This is a genomic window from Bacteroidota bacterium (genome assembly GCA_016194975.1).
Lineage (GTDB): Bacteria > Bacteroidota > Bacteroidia > Palsa-965 > Palsa-965.
Map to the genome: position 1 here is coordinate 68,943 of JACQAM010000004.1, position 21,215 is coordinate 90,157.

17 protein-coding genes are annotated in these 21,215 nt (G+C 44.8%); 11 read left to right on the forward strand and 6 right to left on the reverse strand.

The genetic code is table 11. From position 1 onward, the window contains the following. Positions 1–265: 265 nt before the first annotated feature. The 4 genes from HY064_02285 to truB all read left to right on the forward strand — a co-directional run bounded on the left by HY064_02285 (position 266) and on the right by truB (position 3,123). Positions 266–1,144, forward strand: a complete 879-nt coding sequence (locus HY064_02285; GenBank protein MBI3509461.1) for a cell division protein FtsX — start codon at positions 266–268, stop codon at positions 1,142–1,144. Between the two features lie 12 nt (positions 1,145–1,156). Next, the gene (locus HY064_02290) at positions 1,157–1,468 is read left to right on the forward strand and encodes a DUF3098 domain-containing protein (protein ID MBI3509462.1); all 312 of its coding nucleotides are present in this window, start codon (positions 1,157–1,159) and stop codon (positions 1,466–1,468) included. A 123-nt stretch (positions 1,469–1,591) separates the two neighbouring features. Continuing rightward, the gene (locus HY064_02295; protein ID MBI3509463.1) at positions 1,592–2,395 is read left to right on the forward strand and encodes an undecaprenyl-diphosphate phosphatase; all 804 of its coding nucleotides are present in this window, start codon (positions 1,592–1,594) and stop codon (positions 2,393–2,395) included. After that, positions 2,395–3,123, forward strand: coding sequence for a tRNA pseudouridine(55) synthase TruB (gene truB, locus HY064_02300; GenBank protein MBI3509464.1), 729 nt, complete (start codon positions 2,395–2,397; stop codon positions 3,121–3,123). Before HY064_02295 ends, truB begins: the two co-directional genes overlap by 1 nt. Positions 3,124–3,162: 39 nt before the next feature. On the opposite strand, the gene HY064_02305 is transcribed toward truB, so the two are convergent. Further along, on the reverse strand, positions 3,163–3,390 hold the full coding sequence (locus HY064_02305; protein ID MBI3509465.1) for a hypothetical protein: 228 nt from the start codon (positions 3,388–3,390) through the stop codon (positions 3,163–3,165). Positions 3,391–3,509: 119 nt separating this feature from the next. Next, positions 3,510–3,680, reverse strand: coding sequence for a hypothetical protein (locus tag HY064_02310; protein ID MBI3509466.1), 171 nt, complete (start codon positions 3,678–3,680; stop codon positions 3,510–3,512). Here HY064_02310 and HY064_02315 point away from each other — a divergent pair. Next, a complete protein-coding gene (locus HY064_02315) occupies positions 3,679–3,837 on the forward strand; it encodes a hypothetical protein (protein MBI3509467.1) in 159 nt (52 codons plus the stop codon). The genes HY064_02310 and HY064_02315 overlap by 2 nt on opposite strands. Before the next feature lie 205 nt (positions 3,838–4,042). On the opposite strand, the gene HY064_02320 is transcribed toward HY064_02315, so the two are convergent. After that, entirely contained in the window at positions 4,043–6,451 is a 2,409-nt protein-coding gene (locus tag HY064_02320) for a TonB-dependent receptor (protein MBI3509468.1), read from the reverse strand. A 69-nt stretch (positions 6,452–6,520) separates the two neighbouring features. Between HY064_02320 and dprA the strand changes: the two genes are divergently transcribed. After that, positions 6,521–7,633 carry a DNA-protecting protein DprA gene (gene dprA, locus HY064_02325; GenBank protein MBI3509469.1) on the forward strand — a complete coding sequence of 371 codons (1,113 nt, stop codon included), beginning with the start codon at positions 6,521–6,523 and terminating at the stop codon, positions 7,631–7,633. 63 nt (positions 7,634–7,696) lie between these two features. On the opposite strand, the gene HY064_02330 is transcribed toward dprA, so the two are convergent. The 3 genes from HY064_02330 to HY064_02340 all read right to left on the reverse strand — a co-directional run bounded on the left by HY064_02330 (position 7,697) and on the right by HY064_02340 (position 12,423). Further along, entirely contained in the window at positions 7,697–8,293 is a 597-nt protein-coding gene (locus HY064_02330; protein ID MBI3509470.1) for a hypothetical protein, read from the reverse strand. 160 nt (positions 8,294–8,453) lie between these two features. Beyond that, positions 8,454–9,635 carry a formate-dependent phosphoribosylglycinamide formyltransferase gene (gene purT, locus HY064_02335; protein MBI3509471.1) on the reverse strand — a complete coding sequence of 394 codons (1,182 nt, stop codon included), beginning with the start codon at positions 9,633–9,635 and terminating at the stop codon, positions 8,454–8,456. 133 nt (positions 9,636–9,768) lie between these two features. Further along, positions 9,769–12,423 (reverse strand): T9SS type A sorting domain-containing protein, encoded by a 2,655-nt coding sequence (locus tag HY064_02340; protein MBI3509472.1) that lies wholly within the window; start codon positions 12,421–12,423, stop codon positions 9,769–9,771. A 423-nt stretch (positions 12,424–12,846) separates the two neighbouring features. Between HY064_02340 and kbl the strand changes: the two genes are divergently transcribed. Genes kbl through HY064_02365 form a run of 5 tightly spaced genes read left to right on the forward strand, consistent with a single transcriptional unit; the run spans position 12,847 to position 21,209 of the window. Beyond that, positions 12,847–14,046, forward strand: a complete 1,200-nt coding sequence (gene kbl, locus HY064_02345) for a glycine C-acetyltransferase (GenBank protein MBI3509473.1) — start codon at positions 12,847–12,849, stop codon at positions 14,044–14,046. A 7-nt stretch (positions 14,047–14,053) separates the two neighbouring features. Further along, on the forward strand, positions 14,054–16,147 hold the full coding sequence (locus HY064_02350) for a SpoIIE family protein phosphatase (GenBank protein ID MBI3509474.1): 2,094 nt from the start codon (positions 14,054–14,056) through the stop codon (positions 16,145–16,147). Positions 16,148–16,184: 37 nt separating this feature from the next. Further along, positions 16,185–17,414, forward strand: a complete 1,230-nt coding sequence (locus HY064_02355; protein ID MBI3509475.1) for a tetratricopeptide repeat protein — start codon at positions 16,185–16,187, stop codon at positions 17,412–17,414. Positions 17,415–17,421: 7 nt separating this feature from the next. Then, a complete protein-coding gene (locus tag HY064_02360; protein MBI3509476.1) occupies positions 17,422–18,861 on the forward strand; it encodes a tetratricopeptide repeat protein in 1,440 nt (479 codons plus the stop codon). A gap of 23 nt (positions 18,862–18,884) precedes the next feature. Further along, the gene (locus tag HY064_02365; protein ID MBI3509477.1) at positions 18,885–21,209 is read left to right on the forward strand and encodes a tetratricopeptide repeat protein; all 2,325 of its coding nucleotides are present in this window, start codon (positions 18,885–18,887) and stop codon (positions 21,207–21,209) included. The last annotated feature ends 6 nt before the right edge of the window (positions 21,210–21,215 follow it).

Here is a 21,215-nt window from a genome sequence, read left to right on the forward strand (position 1 = left end):
AGGAACGAAATTACGGAAAATCATGGCGCTTTTTTGGCTGCCTTTTCGCGCTATCCGCTTGTAGTCCTCGCCCGCCACTGTCATCCTGAGCGCGAGTCGAAGAGCAGTGGCGGCCTGTGGGCTACCGCTTCTATCGCGGGCAGAAAATCTTTTCTCTCCAGCTTCTGTCTTTCGACATTGGACTTCACTTTTTCATTGTTAAATTGTTCAAATCCCCATTGGGCAAAGCGCATGGCTCATTTCTAAATTCGTACTTTCGCTCGCAATGACAGATGTTTCTGTAAAACGCCGTTTCCGCACTTCTTCCGTTACCATCATCATCAGCATAGCACTGGTGCTGGTCATGCTCGGACTGTTGAGTGTGCTCGTGCTGAAAGCGAGAGATGTTTCGAATTGGGTGAAAGAGAATATCAAGATCACTGTTTTCCTCGATCAGAATATCGGCAAAGAAGATAAGGACGCATTGCAGAAATCGATTGACGTGGAAAAATGGCGCAAGACTACAGAATTTGTTTCGAAGGATGAGGCAGCACATCGGTTGGAAAAAGATCTCGGTGAAAATTTTATCCAGACGCTCGGTTATAATCCGCTGCAGCCATCCATCGAAATCCGCATCAAAGCAGAATATGCCGATAGCGCGAGCATGGCGAATATTGAAAAACAACTGCGGCAGGATTCAAGAGTGAAAGATGTTTATTATCAAAAAGATCTTGTGAGTGAAGTGCACGACAGGATGGGGTCGATCAGTCTCGTGATCCTCATTTTCAGCGGCGCATTATTATTCGTCGCAGTCGGACTCATCTTCAACACCATTCGCCTTTCCATTTATTCGCAGCGATTTCTGATCCGCACTATGGATCTTGTTGGCGCCACACAGTCGTTCATCCGTAAACCGTTTGTGATGAAAGGGATCATCAACGGAATTATCGGCGCATTCATTGCCATTCTCATCACCACCGGTATTGTGATCGCGCTCGACCGGAATTTCAAGGATCTCGATCTGATCCGGTTTGACGATATAAAAACGCTCGCAATTCTCTGTTCATTCCAGATCGCGCTCGGCGTTCTCATCACCTGGCTGAGCACAGCGCTCGCCGTAAGAAAATTTCTGCGTCAGAGTACGGACGCATTGTACAGTAATTAACTTTGCACCATCATGGCTAAAAAACCAATCGTTAAGGAAAAAGAAAAAGTGCAGCCGAAAAAAGCTGTTGCTTCTGAAAGCAGAAAAGAGATCACAGAAGCTTCTTTCGCATTCGGAAAAGAAAATTACATGATCATTCTCGCCGGCATTGTCGTGCTCGTGATCGGTTACCTGCTGATGATAGGTGGCGGCGCTGACAAACCCGAAAATTTCAATCCCGAAATATTTTCTGCGCGCAGAATCACCATCGCACCGGTAACCCTATTGGCAGGTTTCGCGATCGTGCTGTATGGCATCATGAAAAAACCAAAGGAGCAGGAATAAGCGGGTACTGATTAAGAATTGTCCGCAGGCATACGCGTCGCGGATTCAAATTCTCAATTTGTTCTTCTTACGCAACACCCTCATCAGTAATCTGTATATCCGTAAAATCTGTAATCCTCCCCAGTGAATTTTTTTCAATCCATTTTACTCGGCATCATTGAAGGCGTTACAGAATTCATTCCCGTTTCTTCTACAGGTCATCTTGTGATCGCTTCTTCGGGAATGGGAATTGCCACACAGGAATTCACAAAAACATTTACGGTTGCCATTCAGCTCGGCGCTATTCTTTCGGTGGTCGTTCTCTATTGGAGAAAATTTATCAAACTGAATGATTACAGATTTTATTTAAAACTTGTTCTCGCCGTTATTCCCGCTCTTGTTTTCGGAAAATTACTGAATGATTTCATTGACGAAAAACTCGGCAATCCTGTTTTCATTGCAGGATCGCTCATCGGCGGAGGAATTATTCTGCTCTTCGTCGACAATTGGTTTAAAAATCCGGTGATCAAAGAAGAAAAAGAAATTTCATTTGTAAAAGCAATCATCATCGGGTGCTGGCAGGTGCTCGCGATCGCGCTCCCGGGCACGAGCAGAAGTGCGGCGAGTATCATTGGCGGAATGCAGCAGAAACTCACGCGCAGTGCGGCGGCAGAATTTTCTTTTTTTCTTGCAGTGCCCACTATGCTGGCTGCAACGGTTTACAAACTTTATAAATATGTAAAGCTGAACGGAATGTTCACGCATGACCAGATCAAACTACTTGCGGTGGGAAATATTGTTGCATTCCTTGTTGCGCTCTTCGCGATAAAAATTTTCATCGGGCTCGTGAAACGTTATGGTTTCCGCATGTGGGGAATGTACCGCATTGTTCTCGGAACAGCGGTGATCGTGATCAATTACTTTTTCTTCAAGCTCACTGTTCTCTGATGCAGCGCAAATTCGATTTTGCCGAAGGAGAAATTCTGCTCATCGATAAACCTCTAAAGTGGACTTCTTTCGATGTGGTGAACAAGATCCGCTGGCTTATAAAAAATAATCTGAAACTACTTACCCGCGATGGCGGGAAAATAAAAGTCGGGCACGCGGGAACGCTCGATCCGCTCGCAACAGGATTGCTCATCATCTGCACAGGAAAATTCACGAAGCGAATTGAAGAATTCCAGCAACAGGAAAAAGAATACACCGGAACATTCTGCATTGGCGCCACTACTGCATCGGCCGATCTTGAAAAGGAAATTGATCAGTATTTCCCGACAGAACATATTTCAGACGAAATGATCCGTGATGCAACAAAAAAATTTATCGGCGTCATCGATCAGAGTCCACCGTTATTTTCTGCGATCAATGTAAATGGAAAACGCGCTTACAAACTTGCGCGCAAAGGAGACGAGACGATTTTACCAACCAGAAAAGTGGAAATACGGAAATTTGAAATTTCTGAAATTAAAAGACCAGGTAAATTCATTGACGTAAATTTCCGTGTCGTGTGCAGCAAGGGCACTTATATCCGCGCGCTCGCACGAGATTTTGGTGTTGCATTGAATTCAGGTGCGCATCTGACTGCGTTGAGAAGAACGGCAATCGGGGAATATAAAGTGAGTGACGCGATGACGGTGGTTGACTTTGAAACGATATTGGCAAACTCGGATCAATGACCAATGTGTCAATTACCAATTGGCAATGCATTTCAATTTTCAGTCTTTCTGAACTCTACGGTTTAAAATTCTCCAGATGATCGCAACAAGAAGCAGCAGAAGTAATTCAAAGAAAGAAAGTATCATATAACCCGCTCCCGGGCCAAAATTCGGGGCGTATGGGATCGGTCTCCAATTAAATGCGATCAGAAAGTGAATGAAGTTGCCAACCAAAAAAAATGCTGCCAGTATCTTAGCAAGCTTCCTTCCCTTTTTTGTTTTTTTCATTAAGAGATAGCAACAGAAACTCCATCCAAAGAGAAAAAGATAAATGCCGATCCAGTATGGCCATAGACCATGCATGAATTCGGAATCTGAATGATCTAAAGTGTTGAACATGGCGATTTCTAATTTATTATTTCTGCTTCAATCAATTCGGCAAACGATTGTTTGGCTTTTTTCACTTCCAGTTTAAAGGAAATTCTCGAAACAAATATCATCAGAGCCATTATCAGTGGAATGGCAAATACAAATAAAATAACCTCCCTGTTTACAAAGCAAGCCCAAATTCCAGCCATGAAAACAAAGAATGCAAAAACACAAAAAATTATCATGAAGACTCTTACCGCAGTGAACATCTTCATTTCAACCTCAATGAGTATGCTAGCTGAATTTGAAATTATTTTCCCATTCAATTCCGGAAGAAAAGAATTCCTGTACCAGATCAACCGGTGAATTCGGAATTCATTACCGGAAATTCTACCATCAAAACTTTTTCCCCAATTCAGATCTTTAGAATTTATAGTCTTCACAATTCTATACTTTACTTCCTTTTCTCGAAGTTTTGTCCTGAATATCACTTTTTCGAAGGGGAATAAATTCATTGCGAAATCACATTAAACAATTCTGATTGTCAGACTGAGCTTGTCGAAGGCGACAATTAAAATTTCAGCACCACCTGCATCGCAAAATTCCGCGGTGGCTGCACGTCGGCCGGGCGCTGCGTGTACTCACGATTGAAAATATTATTCGCGATGAACGAAATTCTCGTTACATCATTCAACTGGTACATGATGCGCGTATCGAAAACAAGATCGCCGGTGTGAAATTTTTCGCGGTAGGCGGCAATGCCGGGAACAGCAACAAGAAAAATTTTGTCGATATTTTCCATGTAGGAATTGTAACGCATACTGGCGCCGACTGAGAATTTTTTATAAGAAACTTCCCCGTCGAATTTTGCAATGTGTTTGTAACGATACTTGAGAATATTATAATACGCCGTTCCTGCACCGGGATTTGCAATGTTTGTGTCTTTCGCCGCTGTCCATGTAAGCGAGATTGGATCCATGTAAGTGTAACCTGCAAGAAGAGAAACTCCGAATTTTCCGATCTGTCCTTGTCCCATCACCGACATATCGACTCCGCGAATTCTGGTTGTTCCCACATTGAGCGATTTAAAACCGAAACCGAAAAAAGGATCAGTCATCGGGTTTCCCCATTGGTGAAAAGCAAATTCCATCATGTTGTGATATTGCATCCAGTAAATGGCGGCATCGCCATATCCTTTCCAGTTTTTCGTGATGCGGAATCCCTGCTTCACTCCTATTTCCGCACTCTGTCCGTCTTCGGGTTGCAGATTCAGATTCGGATAAATTTCCAGTCCGGATGTTTCGGTGCGAATGAATTTTTCTGCGATACACGGAAAACGATATCCCTGTCCATAAGAAATGCGCAGATAAGTTGCTTCTGCAATCTGATAATTCACACCGATGCGCACCACGGGGCGGAACGGAAGATGTAGCGTATCGCTTTTCGAAATTTTCAGATCGTAATTTGTTTTTGCCGTATCGAGTTTGAAATATTCTCCGCGCACACCGATCGTCACAAATAATTTATCGAAGAATTTTTTATCGGCCTGGAAATAACCGGAAAGATTCGTGGACGTGTGCGTGACCGAATCACCGAGAAATAATTTTCCGTACCAGGGTGTTTGTTCTGAAGTGGCGCCCGGGTACAATTCTGCGCGCACGAGTGTGCGTGTACCCACAGCGCCCGCCGTGAACGTAACGCCACAATTGAATCTGTATTGATATTGATATTCGGCGTAATAGAATCCTGCTGTTGCGCTCTGCTTCGTGTCGTTCAGATTTTTTGTTTCGAAATAACGCGTGCGCAAGGCGTGATGATGTCCTTTCGGTGTTGCCCACACAATGAACGGATCCACGTTCCAGCGGTAATTCGTGTAATGCTGCAGCGTGTTGCCTGAAGGAGTGTATGCAAGCGAATCGTTGTACCAGATAATGAAAAGCCCGCCGGTGGTGCGCATCATATTCGTGTTGATGCCTGCGGAAAGCCCGGGGATTTTTTTAAAACGATAACGCGTATTCACATTCAAACGTTCGCGCTGTTCTGTTTCGAGATAACGATAACCCTGGTCGTTGTACAAATGTCCGCCGATGACGAGATCGAAATTCCCCACCTGTCGCAGGTGCGAAAAATTTATTCCGTTGAAAACAGGATTGTTCGCGCCCCACCATTTTAAACTTGCACGTTCGGGATCGCCGTAAAATCCATTGATGAGAGAAATAGTTGTTTGCGGATGATCGGTTGGATAGGCCGTGCGGAAATGAATGACACCATTGAGCGCCGATGAACCGAACAAAGCGGATGATGCCCCTTTCATCACTTCCACCTGCGAAACATTTTCTATTGGTAAATAATTCCATTTCACATCGCCCGCATCACCGGAAAGCAGCGGCATATCATCAACAACCAATAACACGCGCGAACCCGAACCATAACTGTAACCACTTCCTCCACGAATATTCGCCTGCCCGTCAGTCATGGAAACACCGGGCACCTGGTCCATGATCGTTTCCATTGTGGTAGTTCCTTTATTCTCGATAAGTTTTGGTTTTAAAACTTCCATCGACACCGGAACTTCACCGATGTTCTGCTCATAACGCCCGGAAGAAACGACGACAATGCCCATCGTCTTCGAATCATTCACCATCAGCAGATCGAGCTTTACGGTTTCTCCTGCATTCACATGAACCGTTTTTTCTTCATTGCGATAACTCACGTACCGGAAAGAAACTTTTATTTCGCCGGAATCTGCTTTCAGAGAATAATTTCCTCCCACATCTGTAATTGCCCCGGTGCTTCCCGCTTGCACAACCACACCAATGAGCGCTTCGCCCGACAAACTATCTTTCACCATTCCGGTGATGTACGCCTGTTGCGAATGAATCCGGTATCCCCAGAAAGAAAAGAGGATGAAAAAAACAAATGAAACTTTTTTTAGCCGACTGCTTTTGTATTTTTGTCGCCCTGATCTGTTAAAGGTCATTTTTGTTTTTTAGTCCCGATAGCTATCGGGAGAGTTTGCAATGTATATAATAAGCTTTGTAGTTACAATATGGATTTCGACGAAAGAGTATTTCAGGTCGCTTTAAACATGTTACCGGGCATCGGGCCCGTCACCGCAAAAAGATTAGTGGCCAGTTGCGGATGTGCTTCCGCTGTATTCCGCGAGAAGAAAAACAACCTGCTGCAGATCCCTTACGTGGTTCCGGCAGTGGTGAAAGCGCTGCGCGACCAATCAATACTGTTCCGCGCAGAAAAAGAAATTTCATTCTGCAAAAAGAATGGAATAGAAATTCTTTTTTATGCTGATGCAAAATTCCCGAATCGTTTAAAACAATGTTACGATTCTCCCGTTGTGCTTTACTTCGAAGGGAACACTGATCTTTCTCACACGCGCACGGTGGGTATTGTGGGTACGCGCAATGTGACGGAGTATGGAAAAATGCTGACGGAAAAATTAGTGGATGATCTTAAAGCAAATGAGGTGATCGTCATCAGCGGGCTTGCTTACGGTGTGGATGTGCTTGCGCACAAAGCCGCATTGAAAAATGAAATTCCCACGATCGGCGTTCTTGCTCACGGACTCGATGAACTTTATCCGGCGGCGCATAAAAATGTGGCGCGTAAAATGACGAAGTGCGGCGGGTTGCTCACTGATTTTCCAACCGGGACAAAACCTGACAAGGAGAATTTCCCAATGAGGAATCGTATTGTTGCCGGGTTGTGCGATGCGATCGTGGTGGTTGAATCCGGTGCGAGCGGCGGATCAATGATCACGGCAGAGTTTGCAAATAATTATAACCGTGATGTGTTTGCATTCCCGGGAAGAGTGAACGATGAATTTTCTGCGGGATGCCACAAACTGATCAAGAATCACAAAGCTTCACTCATTGATTCGGCAGCCGACCTGGTGAAATTCATGGGTTGGGATGACGAAACAAAAAATCAAAATCCAAAATCCAAAATCCAAACTTCTTTGCCGCTGGATCTTTCACAGGAAGAAATGAAAATTGTAGAACTGATGCGCGACAAAGGAAATGTGTACATCGATGAGATCTGCGTGGCGAGTGAACTCGGGATGGGAAAAGTTTCCGCGCTGCTTTTGCAAATGGAATTTTCGGGAGTGATAAAAAGTTTGCCGGGAAAATTTTACAGGTTGAATTAAGCCGAGGATTTTCGCGGATAGAATTTTTCTCCCTGAGAAAATAAGGGAAATCAGTATGAAAATTTATCGGATCACATAAGGTCTTCCGTCGGGACGTTGCGGCCAATTACCTGTAGTAAGATTTTTCGAAGGTTTATCGAATTTCTTTTCGGTCATTTCTCCTGTGCGTTTGTAAGTTTCAATCTTCAATAATTTTCCGTCTTCATCATAATATCTCCACCGGCCTCTTTTTTTTCCGTTATGATAACGTCCCGTGACCTTGGGAAGAGAATTCTCAAAATACTCGGCATAACCTCCGTCGAGAACTTTTTCCCGGTTGTAAACAGAAACACAGGTGAAATTGCCGTTCTTATAATAGGTGGCGAAATTATATTTCCCTTTCAGCAAACCGAATCCGCGGAATTTCAATACGGATTGTGCGAATTTTGTTGTGTCGTCTTTGAACAGTGTGAAATAATATTTCCCAAAGGGAAACCGAAGCGGCAATGTGTCGACACCGTTCATTACCTGCTGATCTGTAAGTGAAGAATCGTACAAAGCAGGATAGATCCGAATGGTAAAACGGGTGGAGTCATTCCGGACAACCGTTTTTGTTTTTATTTTTTGCGAATAGGTCGCTGAAAAAATAAAAAAGAATACTGGTAAAAGAACTCGTTTCACTTTTTTATGATTTATTAATAGAAGGGCATCTCTAAAAACACAGAAATGCAAGGCGGGATTTACTATTCGTAAATGAGGATTTTGAGGACGTAGCCCAACGCTGCAGTTCGAAGTTATTAGAGATGCCCAGAATTGATTTGTTCATAGTCGGTGTAATTTTTCAGACACTCACTTTCGCCGCTATGGCCTTCGCCTTTTCCACGAGTTGTGTTATATCACAACCCACTTCATCCCACGCCAGCGCCACTGCCATGCGCCTGTACGGGCGCGTGACCGGTTTCCCGAATACTTTTACATCCGCATTTTTTTCGCCGAGCGCTTCTGCCAGCCCCGAGATCATTGGAACTCCTTCTTTCGCGGCGAGCACCACCGCGCTAGCGCCTGCGCGCAGTAGCGAAAGATCGGGAATGGGCAAACCGAGAATGGCGCGCAGATGCAATTCAAATTCATTGAGGGGAACCGTGTTCGCAAGCGTGACCATGCCCGTGTCGTGCGGGCGCGGTGATAATTCGGAAAAATAAACAGAACCTGTGCCGAGCCCGGTCGAGGCATCTTTCGCGAGAAAAAATTCAACGCCCCATATTCCATAACCGGAAAGTGCGCGTGTTACTTTATCGGCCATGTGCTGCGCTTCTTCAAGATGCTTTTCTCCCATGGGGTGTGGCATCCAGCTTTCACGATAATCGCCACGCTCCTGCCGGTGCCCGATAGGCGGACAGAAAAGTGTTTTACCATTTTTTTGTGTAATCGTCAATAGAGTTATCTCTGATTCAAATTTTATGAATTCTTCCACGATCACTTCCACAAGATCACCGCGCGATCCGCTCATGGCATAATTCCACGCTTTGTCAATTTCCGATTCTGTTTTCACGACGCTTTGTCCTTTGCCCGACGAAGACATGAGGGGTTTCACCACGCAGGGAATTCCGATGGCATCAATCGCCTCGCGGAATTCTTCCAGCGATTTTGCATACGCATATTTTGCGGTGCGCAAACCAAGTTCATTCGCGGCGAGATCGCGGATTGCTTTGCGATTCATTGTATAATTGGCCGCACGAGCACTCGGCACCACCTGGATGTGCTGCTTCTCGTAATCGTAAAAACGTTCCGTGCGTATCGCCTCAATCTCGGGAACAATGATATCGGGTTTGTGTTTTAACACAACCGCATCGAGCGCATTACCGTCGAGCATGGAAATGACCTCGCGCTCATCCGCCACCTGTTGTGCAGGAGCATCGTTGTACGAATCGACCGCGATCACGTATTGCCCAAGGCGTTTCGCCGCAATCACGAATTCTTTTCCGAGTTCGCCGGAGCCGAGGAGTAAAATTTTCTTTTTCATTGATTCCGAATTATTCCGAACAAGTTCGGGACGAATATACGAATTGCGAATCGGCAGATTCATTTACACAATATCCATTTCAAAAAAAGCCGCCTCTTTTCAAAGGCGGCTTCTCATCCCAGCAAAAATAATTCTACTTGTTTACCACTACTCGTTGCGAGCTTCGATGACCATCGGCAGTAACAACAGTAACCATAAAGACACCGGGCTTAGCGATATTGAGTTGCTGCTGAACTCCCGGCTGAACTTTCTGAGCATTCACCAATTGTCCCAATGCATCATAGATCATCACATCGGCGCTTTCATTCGACTGAAGAACAAATGTGAATGTTCCATTATTAGGATTCGGAAGAATACTGAAATTATCATTAACGGAAATTGCAGAATTTATTCCTGTGCATGCATCCACAAAAATATTTCCGGTAGAAGTTCCGGTACAACCCGTAACACCGTCGGTGTAAGTGTAAGTGATCGTATTGTTTCCCGCATTGGCAGCAGAAGGATCAAATGATCCGGCACTCACGCCCGTTCCCGAATAAGAACCGCCTGCAGGAGAACCACCGCTGAGTGCAAAAATTCCATCAGCAGCACAAACCGTATCAACAGCAAGTGCAAGCGTAACTGAAGGAGGATTCGGATCGGTAAGATCAACACTGATGAAAGTTGTGCAGCCGTTTGTATCCGTTACGGTATTTGAATAAGTTCCTGCGCTCACTCCGGAAATATCTTCTGTTGTTACTGATGTATTCCAGAGATACATGTAACCGGGAGTTCCGCCGGTAACGGTAATGTCGATTGCTCCATCAGTTCCTCCACATGTAGATGCATTGGTAGCAGAAGTAATTGTTGCAACGAGGGCAGGAGGTTCAGTGATGACCACGATTCCTGCATCAGTACAACCATTCGCATCTGTAAGCACACCTGAATAAGTTCCTGCTGTTAACCCGGAAAGATTTTGCGTGAAATATGTTCCGCTGTTCCAATTGAATGAATACGGAGGGGTTCCCCCACTCACCGTAAGAGTAATAGAACCATCTGAACCACCATTGCAAGAAACATTCACCTGTGCAACAGAAGTAGAAATTGCAGTTGGCTCTGCAACAGTTGCAGAAGTGGAACTGGTACAACCATTCGCATCTGTTACGATATAAGAATAAGTTCCGGCAGTAACTGAGAAAACTCCAGTGCCGGTATAGGGTGCAGTTCCACCCGAAGCAAAAACGGTGATCGTTCCATTTCCTCCATTGCACAATGCATCTGTTGCAGAAGAAGAAACTACCAGCAAGGTCGGTTCAGTAACCGTAATATTTGTTGTGCTGGTACATCCGTTGGCGTCCGTCACTAAATAAGAATACGTTCCAGCGCTAACCGTAAATGTGCCCGTGCCGGTGTAAGGAGCAGTTCCGCCGGAACCAGTAACTGTTACCGTGCTTGTTCCCCCGTTGCATGCAATTGAAGTAGCAGAAGAAGCGGAGCTGAGCGCCGAAGGTTCGGTGATCGTGAACAGTTGTGTTGCAGTACAACTGTTGGCGTCTGTAACCGTGCAGGTCCAGGTGCCTGCTGCAAGACCGGTAACACCTGTGGTGCCATCCCCTGCCGGAGTTCCGGGCGTCCAGTCATAAGAATAAGGGCCGATACCACCGCTGGCGGAATTTACTGAGGCAGATCCATTCATTCCGCCATTGCAGTTCACATTCGTTTGTGAGGCAGCCGACATTGTAACCGGGGTCGGTTGTGTGAGTGCAAATGTTTGAGTGGTGACATTCATCGATGCATCAGTAACTGTTACGGTGTAAGTTCCGGCTGGTAATCCGCTTGCGGTTGCAGAAGTTCCTCCTGTAGGTGACCAGGAATAAGTATAAGGGCTTGTGCCTCCACTGGGAGTTGCAGTGAGTGATCCTGTAGATTGTCCGTTGCAGAGAATAGGTGCTGTTTGTGTGATCGTCGCGTAATAGAGAATGGAAATAATGATTTGCCCATTGCCGTTTCTTATTCCCTGTGAAAGTGTAACGCTCGTAACAGTTCCATTGGTGAAACTGCTACCACCGCCACCACCCATCCACGCTCCACCGCCGCCGCCATAATATCCGCCGCCGCCGCCGCCGCCGCCGGAAGGACTGCATCCACTTGCTCCGCTACCAAAAATTCCTGAACCTGCAGAACACCATCCTGTATAACTTCCACCCATTCCACCGGCAGATTGAGTTCCACCAGTAGAAGAATTATTCGGTGTACCACATGCAACCGCAGGAGTTCCTCCAATCAATCCACCACCAGCTCCTCCGTTATATCCAGTTCCTGAACAGGAAGCCGCGCCGCCACCGCCGCCTGCAACCGCTGCTCTGTCACTCAAAGCATACGGGGTGCGCCTGATATCGGAAGCACCGCCGCCGCCGCCGCCTGCTTGTCCATCGGTATAATTTCCGCCGTTTGCTCCGCCATTATATCCTGCTGATCCACCAACAGAACTGAATGCATTGCCACCAACGCCGCCAACATTGATCTGTAAAACTTCTCCTGGCGTAACAGACAAAACACCTTGTGTTCTTCCTCCGAGTCCGCCAGTGCCTACAGGCGATGTGTAGTAGGCAGCGCCGCCTTGTGCTCCATTAACATCAATGCCGATGCTGGTCACTCCAACTGGTACGGTGTAAGTTTGCACACCACCGGTATAGTTGAAAGTTGTTTGCGCGTGAGTGCTTGAATAAAAAAGATGAGCTGCTACAACAGCAGATAATTTTAAACCGCCGGATAGATTTCTTTGGTAAAGGGTAGTTGGTTGTTTCATTTGAATTGCGTTAGGTTTAAAATTTTATTAAATGATTTTTTTCAATAACTGATCCGATCTTATCAATCGAAAATGATCTCATCGGAAAACTTCCGTATGTTGTGAACAAAAATATTCGGAACGGACTCCTTTACGGAGTTAAAGAATGGATCGGGATTCAAGCGATTGGGGTTTCAGCGAATTTAGTAAAAATGTGGACGTCGCTGAATTTTGTTTACGAATGTTGAAAGCGAATTTTTTAATAGCGATCCATAAAAGAGAAAAATCGACTGGCAAAAAAAAACAGCGTGGTCGAAAAATTTTTCCTGATTATTTGAAGTGATGCAGGAAATTTTTCAGGGTGTGAATTTGAAGAACCGGCGATACGCTCCTCATCACCCTAATTTTTAACTTTGAACCTTAAACACTGAACCCGAAACTATCATGTACAGCCACTACAAAGAATTTCTCCGGCAAGAATTAAGATCCATCGAAGAAGCCGGGCTCTTCAAACACGAACGCGTGATTACAACTCCGCAGGGAGCTGTGGTCACGGTCAACGGAAAAGAAGTAATTATTTTCTGCGCGAATAATTATCTCGGACTTTCTTCTCATCCAAAAGTAATTGCTGCTGCGCACAAAACGCTGGACGAACACGGTTATGGAATGTCAAGCGTGCGTTTCATTTGCGGAACACAGGACATTCACAAAACGCTGGAAGAAAAAATTGCGAAGTTTCATCAGACGGAAGATACAATTCTCTACGCCGCTTGCTTCGATGCGAACGGCGGAGTGTTCGAACCGCTCTTCGGGGAAAACGACGCGATCATTTCTGATGAACTCAATCACGCTTCTATCATCGACGGCGTTCGTCTCTGCAAATCGCAGCGTTTCCGTTATAAGAATTCCGACATGAGTGATCTTGAAACGCAGTTGAAAGCTGCGGCGAATTGTCGTTTTAAAATAATTGTGACCGACGGCGTTTTTTCCATGGACGGATTTGTGGCGCCGATAAATAAGATCTGTGATCTCGCTGACAAATACAATGCGCTGGTGATGGTGGATGAAAGTCACGCGACCGGTTTCATTGGGAAAACAGGGCGTGGTGCAACCGAAGCAAGTGGTGCAATGGGAAGAGTGGACATCATTACCGGAACTTTAGGAAAAGCATTGGGCGGTGCGATGGGAGGATTCACCACCGGGAAAAAAGAAATTATTGAAATGTTGCGACAACGTTCCCGTCCGTATTTATTTTCCAATTCACTGGCACCTTCCATTGTGGGCGCATCCATTGCCGTGTTCGATATGCTGAGTGAAACCACAGCACTGCGCGACAAACTGGAAGGAAACGTGAATTATTTCAAAGCGGGAATGGAAAAAATAGGTTTGGAATTCAGAAAAGGAGATTCAGCAATTGTTCCGGTCATGTTGTACGATGCAAAACTCGCGCAGCAGTTCGCCGAAAAATTACTCGACGAAGGAATTTACGTAATCGGATTTTTCTACCCGGTGGTTCCGAAAGGACAGGCGCGCATTCGCGTACAACTGAGCGCCGCGCACGAGAAAGAACATCTCGATAAAGCGATCGCTGCATTTGAGAAAGTTGGGAAAGAACTTTCGGTGATCAAGGAAAAAGTGAAATAGTTTTCTGTTGTCGGTTTTCAGTGCGCTCGCATTCGCAACAAAACAGAAAACAGAAAACCAATACGAACAACTTGACCAACCTTTCCTACTTTTACCTGTGATCCGCCGCATTCTTATTTTTCTTTTCCTCCCTGTTTTTCTTCACGCAGGAAAAACAGATACGCTCTCCGTTTTTTTTCAGAAAATTCCTCATGATACTTCCGGCGTGCGTTCGCTCATTAACATAGCAGAAGAAAAATCGCATACCGATAATGACGTTGCATTCCGTTGCTCGCAACAGTCGGTGCAATTGGCTTATGAACTGAACGAGCCCCGCGCAAAAACGGAAGCGCTTTTTTCACTGGGCGTCCGCTATATGAATGAAGGCGATTATGTGAATGCATCGAAAGATCTTTTTCCGGCGCTGAGTCTTGCCGACAGTATTCATTATGATGCGGGATTACTCATAGTGAATAACGGCATTGGTAATCTTTACGCACACCAGGATCTTTTCGCTGCTGCGGCTCCGTATTATGAAAAAGCACTCACACTCTCGAGAAAATTGCACAATCGCATTAAGGAAGGAGTCATTCTCGGAAATCTCGGGAACATTTATTACATGCAGATTGATGATCATCCCGAATATCTTCCGAAAGCAAAAGATTATTACGAGCAATACTTAAATATTGCTGTCGAAGAAAAAAATACTTCGCGAATGATCAGCGCGCTCAACAATCTCGCTCTTGTTTACGGCGACATGGATAAATACGATACGGCGATCGCGCTCACAGATTCTGCAATGAAATATATTCTTGCGCTGAACGATAGTTCCAATCTCGCTTATTCTTTTTCCAATTACGGACGATTTTACAGAATGAAAAACGAATTCGTCAAAGCGATCGGTTTCGTGAACAAAAGTATTGAGGTGTGCCGGAAACTTGAATTGAGTGATCTGCTCGCAACGAATTACCAGAGTCTGGCAATTTGTTATGAAGGAATGGGCGATTATAAAAATGCTTACCTGAATTCAGTCCGGTACGATACGCTTGAATTCAGTCTCATCAGTACTGCGAATGCAAATACGATAACCGATCTCAAGAATAAATTAGAAAGCGACCGGCAGCAGAACCAGATCGATGAGCTGAAACAGAAAAATGAGATCGGCGATCTGCGAAACGGCCGTCAGAATCTTTTTCTCGCGATCGCTATTGGAGGATTCGTGCTGCTTGCCGCATTTGCATTCCTGCTCTACAACCGTTACCGTGTAAAATCGGAATCAAATAAAAAACTGGAAGTGCAGAATGAGATCATCGCGGAAAAAAATAAAGACATTACTGATAGCATCAACTATGCAAGCAAAATTCAGAATTCATTACTGACCAGTGAAGAGACGATGAAACTTCTGTTCAATGATTTTTTTGTTTTGTTTCTTCCACGCGATATTGTGAGCGGCGATTTCTGGTGGGTCACGAAAAAAGAAAATAAAATTTTTCTCTGCGCTGCCGATTGTACCGGGCACGGCGTTCCGGGCGCTTTCATGTCGCTGCTGAGCATTTCTTTTCTGAATGAAGCCGTGAATGAAAAAAATATCAATTCGCCCGCTGAGATATTCGGTTATGTGCGTGACCGCATCATAGCATCACTCGGAACAAAAAGTAATTCGCAGAACAGTGATGGCATGGACGCCGTGCTGTGCTGCATTGACGAACAAACCCATGAAATTTCATTTGCTGCGGCGAATAATCCGCTGTGGATCGTGCGCAATGGAAAATGCATCGAATACAAAGCAGATAAAATGCCGGTGGGAAAACATTATGGTGAATCGCAGCCCTTCCGGCTCCAGCGATTGACTCCCGAAAAAAATGATGTAGTCTATCTTTTTTCCGATGGTTACGCCGATCAGTTCGGTGGTGAGCGCGCCCGCCTGACCGATAAAAATAAATTCGGTTCATTCGGGCAGGGAAAAAAATTCAAGTACAAACCATTGCAGGAATTGCTGCTGAAAATTTCTTCACAACCTTTCGAAGAGCAGAAAAAAATTCTTGAACGGAACCACCTCGAATGGAAAGGAGAACTTGCGCAAGTGGATGATATTCTCGTGATGGGTTTCCGTATTTCCTGACCCCAAAATTCATTTTTTGTTTTCTTATCTTGCCGTTATGTATTTCTCCGTTGAATGGCTGGAAGAACAGCTGAAGGCAACAAAGGATGAACGTGACCAGATCGATCTCGTATGTGGGTTTGCTTTCAACGCTATCGATTTTCTCCTCGAAGAATGTAATTCATACGCGAAGAAATATTATGATGTTGCATTGAAGATCGGAAGTACGCGCGGGCAGGCGATGATGCTCATGTGCATGTCGTATTACCAGCGCGAAACCGGCAACATTACGGAGGCAGACCAATTGCTCGATCAGACAGAAGCACTGTTTGAATCGGACAGCGAAGGAGACTTTGGGCCTGCGCTGAGTTATTTTGCTGTGCATAACTGGATCCTCGGTAAAAGAGAAAAAGCTTTTAAGCAGGCATTTCATTCCCGGCAGTTTGCAGAAAAAAATAATTCGAATTACGATCTGACGTGGTCTTCCTACCAGTTCGGCGTTTTTTATACCGATCTTAAAAATTATGAAGTGGCGCTGCAACATTTCAGGGAAGCCGAATTACGCGCACGCTCGCAGGGTGATACCTACGCACTTGCGCGATGTCTTTCGGGAATTGCGTTCATCGAAATTCAGCAGGGGAATTTTGAAGAAGCGCTCCAGATCAACGCGGAGTCGCTGGAGAATTATAAAAAATGCGGGCACAAAACCGGCGAGAGCCGTGCGCTCAATGACCTCGGTGTATTGTATAAAAAACTGAAGCAGGATTCGGAAGCAGAAAAATATCTTACTCAAGCGCTGGAGCTGAGAATGGAATTGAAATACATCCAGGGAATAATTACTTCTCAATTGGAACTTGCTGAACTTCACCTGCAGAATGGGAAAACGGGTGAGTCGAAAAAATTGCTTGAGTCTGCCCTGAAACTTTCTGAGGAAAGCGGCGCCAAATTAAAAGAGAGCCGCTGCAATAAAATGTTGTATGAAGTTTATAAAAAAGAACATGATGCAGAGAAAGCTCTTTTTTATTTCGAAAAATTCTTTGAGGTGGAATCGCTGATCTCGGGCGAAGCAACTTCCAACCGTATCAGTTCTCTTCAGCAGAAATATGCAACGGAGAAAAGTGAACAGGAGGCAGAGATCCATCGCCTTAAAAATGTGGAATTGAAAAAACTGAATGAAGAGATCGAAGAAAAAAATAAAAATATTCTCGATTCCATTCATTACGCAAAACGCATACAGGATTCTTTATTGCCGAATATGAAATACATTGAGCGGAACCTGAAAAAATAATTTCTCCATGCGTCGTATTTTATTTTTTTTATTTTTCCCGGTTCAACTGTTCTCCCAGCAGTCGAAGATCGATTCGCTTCAACGATTGATCGCGCACGACAAAGAAGACACGATGAAAGTGTTGCATCTCGATCGATTGAGCTGGCAACAACAGGAAATTGGCGCAATAGACAATGCAGTGAGATCGGGAAAGGAAGGCCTGGCGCTCGCACAAAAACTAAATTACACTTATGGAAAGATCAGTTGCCTGGTCGCAATCGGCGCGGTGAGTTATGTACAGAGCGATAATGCGACTGCACTTCTTTATTTCGATAAAGCATTTCATATTGCTGATTCCGCAAAAAATAAAAAAGGGATTTCACTCGCCACAGCCGATCTCAGCATGGTTTACTACGACCAGGGCGACTATGCCCATGCGCTCGATTATATTCTGCGATCGGTGAAAATTGATGAAGAATCTCACGATGCTTCGGGCCTTGCAGTGAATTACGGGAACATCGGAAATATTTATCACCGGCAGGGCGATTCACGCAATGCACTTGCTTATCACCTGAAAGCGCTTCACCTCGATGATTCGCTGAAAGATGAGGAAGGATCCACTGCCGATCTTATCAATATTGCAATTGTGTATTCCGACATGAAGGATTACGCGCAATCGAAATCATACAATGAAAAAGCGCTGAAGCTTGCAGAGAAAACAGACGATAAGAATGCTACTGCATCAGTGCTTGCAAATCTCGGCGAGAATTATTTTCATCTCGGGAATATTGACACCGCACTCACTTTCTATTTCCGTGCGCGTGACATTGATATTTCTATAGGCCAACTCGAATATTATTCGCGCATCGAACAGAACATCGGTGAAGTTTATATGAAGAAAAAAGATTTTGCGGGAGCAGAAAAAACTTTTCTTTTTGCGCTGCATCTCGCCGACAGTCTCGGATCGAATGAAGACATTAAAACAACAGATGAAATGCTCAGCGAATTATATTCGCAAACAGGTCAGTGGGAAAAAGCATTCAACGCGTACAAAAATTATTCAGCAGCTAAAGATTCGCTCGTGAATGAAGAGAAAAGCCGGGAGATAGGGCGGCTTGTTGCCAAATCTGATTTCGATAAACAACTTGCCGTTCAGCAGGAAGATGCAAAACGGCTGCAGGATATTTCTGCGGAAGAAAACAAACGCCAGCGAATCTTATTGCTTTTCATTGCGGCGGTCGCACTGCTCATTACTTTCATTGCTGTCATCATTTTCAGATCGCTGCGAATTTCACGCAGGCAGAAATTGCTGATCGAAAAACAGAAACTCGCCGTGGAAGAGCAGAAATCACTGGTGGAAGAAAAAAACAAAGAGATTATTGACAGTATTCATTACGCAAAACGCATACAGGATTCTTTATTGCCGAATGAAAAATACATCGAGAAAAATATTTCACGGAAGAACTGAACCTTTCTATTTTTTCATTGCGAATGAGAACTTTTTTAGCGGCACTATTATTTTTTCAGTTCACAGCGTTCCTGCAGGCGCAGCAGGATAAAACCGATTCGCTGGAAGCGGCGGCAGAAAAAATGCCCGACGGGACCGCGCGCGTGGATGCGTGGAATCAGCTCAGCCGCGAATTGCTTTACACGGATGAGTATAAATGCGCCGATTATTTTTCGCAGGCCGGACAACTTTCAAAAAAAATAAATTATAAGAAAGGCCTCGCACGTGCAACCACCCTGCGTGCAAACCTGTATCTCGTGAAGAACAAATCAGACAGCGCGCTTTCTTTTTATCTCGACGCGTTGAAAATTTACGGAGCCATTAATGACAAAGACGGGGAAGCATCTGTTTACCAGGATATCGGTTTGCTCGATTATTACCAGGGCGATCTGAAAAATTCTTCCGACAATTTCAATCTCGCCCTCGGTATTTATTCCAGTACCGCAGATTCGGCCGGCATGTGCGAGGTCATGAATAACATGGGCGTTGTTCAGTTTGCAACTCATGATAATGCAAATGCGCTGAAAAATTATTTTGCTGCACTGGCTTTAAGTGAACGCATCGGCAATACCGACGCGCAATTGAATTCACTGAACAATATCGGGAGTTATTATAAAGCAGAAGGAGATTTTGAAAAAGCGATCTCCTATTACCAGCAGACGGTTAACATCAGCCAAAAAAAATCGGACAACAGGGGAATTGCATTGGCGCTGGTAAATCTTTCTTCTGTTTACGGCGATCAGAAAAATTATGACAAGAGTATTGAGTTTGCACTGAACGCCGAAAGCTATGCGGAAAAAGCCAACGCTACCGATCTTAAAAAAAATATCTACCAGTCGCTTGCCATGTCCTACGCTTTCAAAGGCGATTATGAAAAAGCGTTCGGCGCACAGCAGGATTATACAAACGCTTCGGAAAAATTATTGAACGAAAAAAATCTTCAGCTCACGCGCGACCTCGAAGCAAAATATAAAAGTGAGCAGAATAAAAAACAAATTTCGGAACTGAATAAAGAAAATAAAATCGGTACGCTTACCATTTACATCATCTCAGCCGGACTCATCCTGCTCTTCATTATCGCCCTTTTCGTTTACACCCGTTATCGTGCCAACAGGAAAACTGCTTCCATTCTCGCAGCACAGAAATCACTCATCGAAGTAAAGAATACCGAACTCGAACGATTGTCCATCGTGGCGCGTTCCACCGAGAATATCGTTCTCATCATGAATGCGCAGGGAGAAATAGAATGGGCGAATGAAAGTTTTGCGAGATGGAACGGCATCACGATCGAAGAACTGAAAGCGAAAAAAGGGAAAACAATTTTCGAGATCAGTAATAATCCGCGGGTAAGAGCTATCGTGGATGAAGCAGTACGCGAAAAAAAATCGATTGTGTACGAGTCACTCAATAAAAATCCGGAAGGCGGATCCATCTGGGAATCATCAACACTCACTCCTGTATTCGGTGAAAACGGAATGCTCCAGCGACTGATCATCGTGGATACGGATATTACACAGCGAAAAAAAGACGAAGAGATCATTCAGCAGAAAAATAAAGACATCACCGACAGCATCACGTACGCGCGGCGCATACAGGAAGCCATTTTGCCGCCGGAAAAAATTATCAGCCGGCTGCTTCCCGAATCATTCGTTCTCTATAAACCGAAAGATATTGTGAGCGGAGATTTTTATTGGATTGAACAATGGGGTGATGCGGTTCTTGTTGCTGCAGTGGATTGCACGGGCCATGGCGTTCCCGGCGCATTCATGTCGCTGTTGGGATATAACCTGATGAACCAGGCGCTGAACGAATTCGGGTTGAACAAACCTTCGCTGATGTTGAATGCCGTGAGTAAAAATCTCTCTAAAATTCTGCGTACTGCAGGCGACGGAACTTCCGTGAAGGATGGTATGGATATCGCACTCTGTTCCATTGACCGGAAAAAAATGATCCTTGAATTTTCAGGCGCATACAATCCTGCGTGGATCATACGCGATGGAAAAAGAATTGAACTGGCAGGCGATAAATTTCCGGTCGGTGCTTTTGTGAATGACGGAAATCTTTTTTCGAATAAGGAATTCCCATTGGAGAAAAACGATTGCATTTATATTTTCACCGACGGTTACGCCGATCAGTTCGGTGGGCCAAGGGGGAAAAAATTCAAATACAAACAACTTGAAGAATTATTACTGAAGATCCACCGCGAAAAAATGAGCGAGCAGAAAAGGATACTTGAAAAAGAAATTCTTGAATGGAAAGGCGGACTGGATCAGATCGATGATATTCTTGTCATCGGTATCCGCTGCTGACCGGAA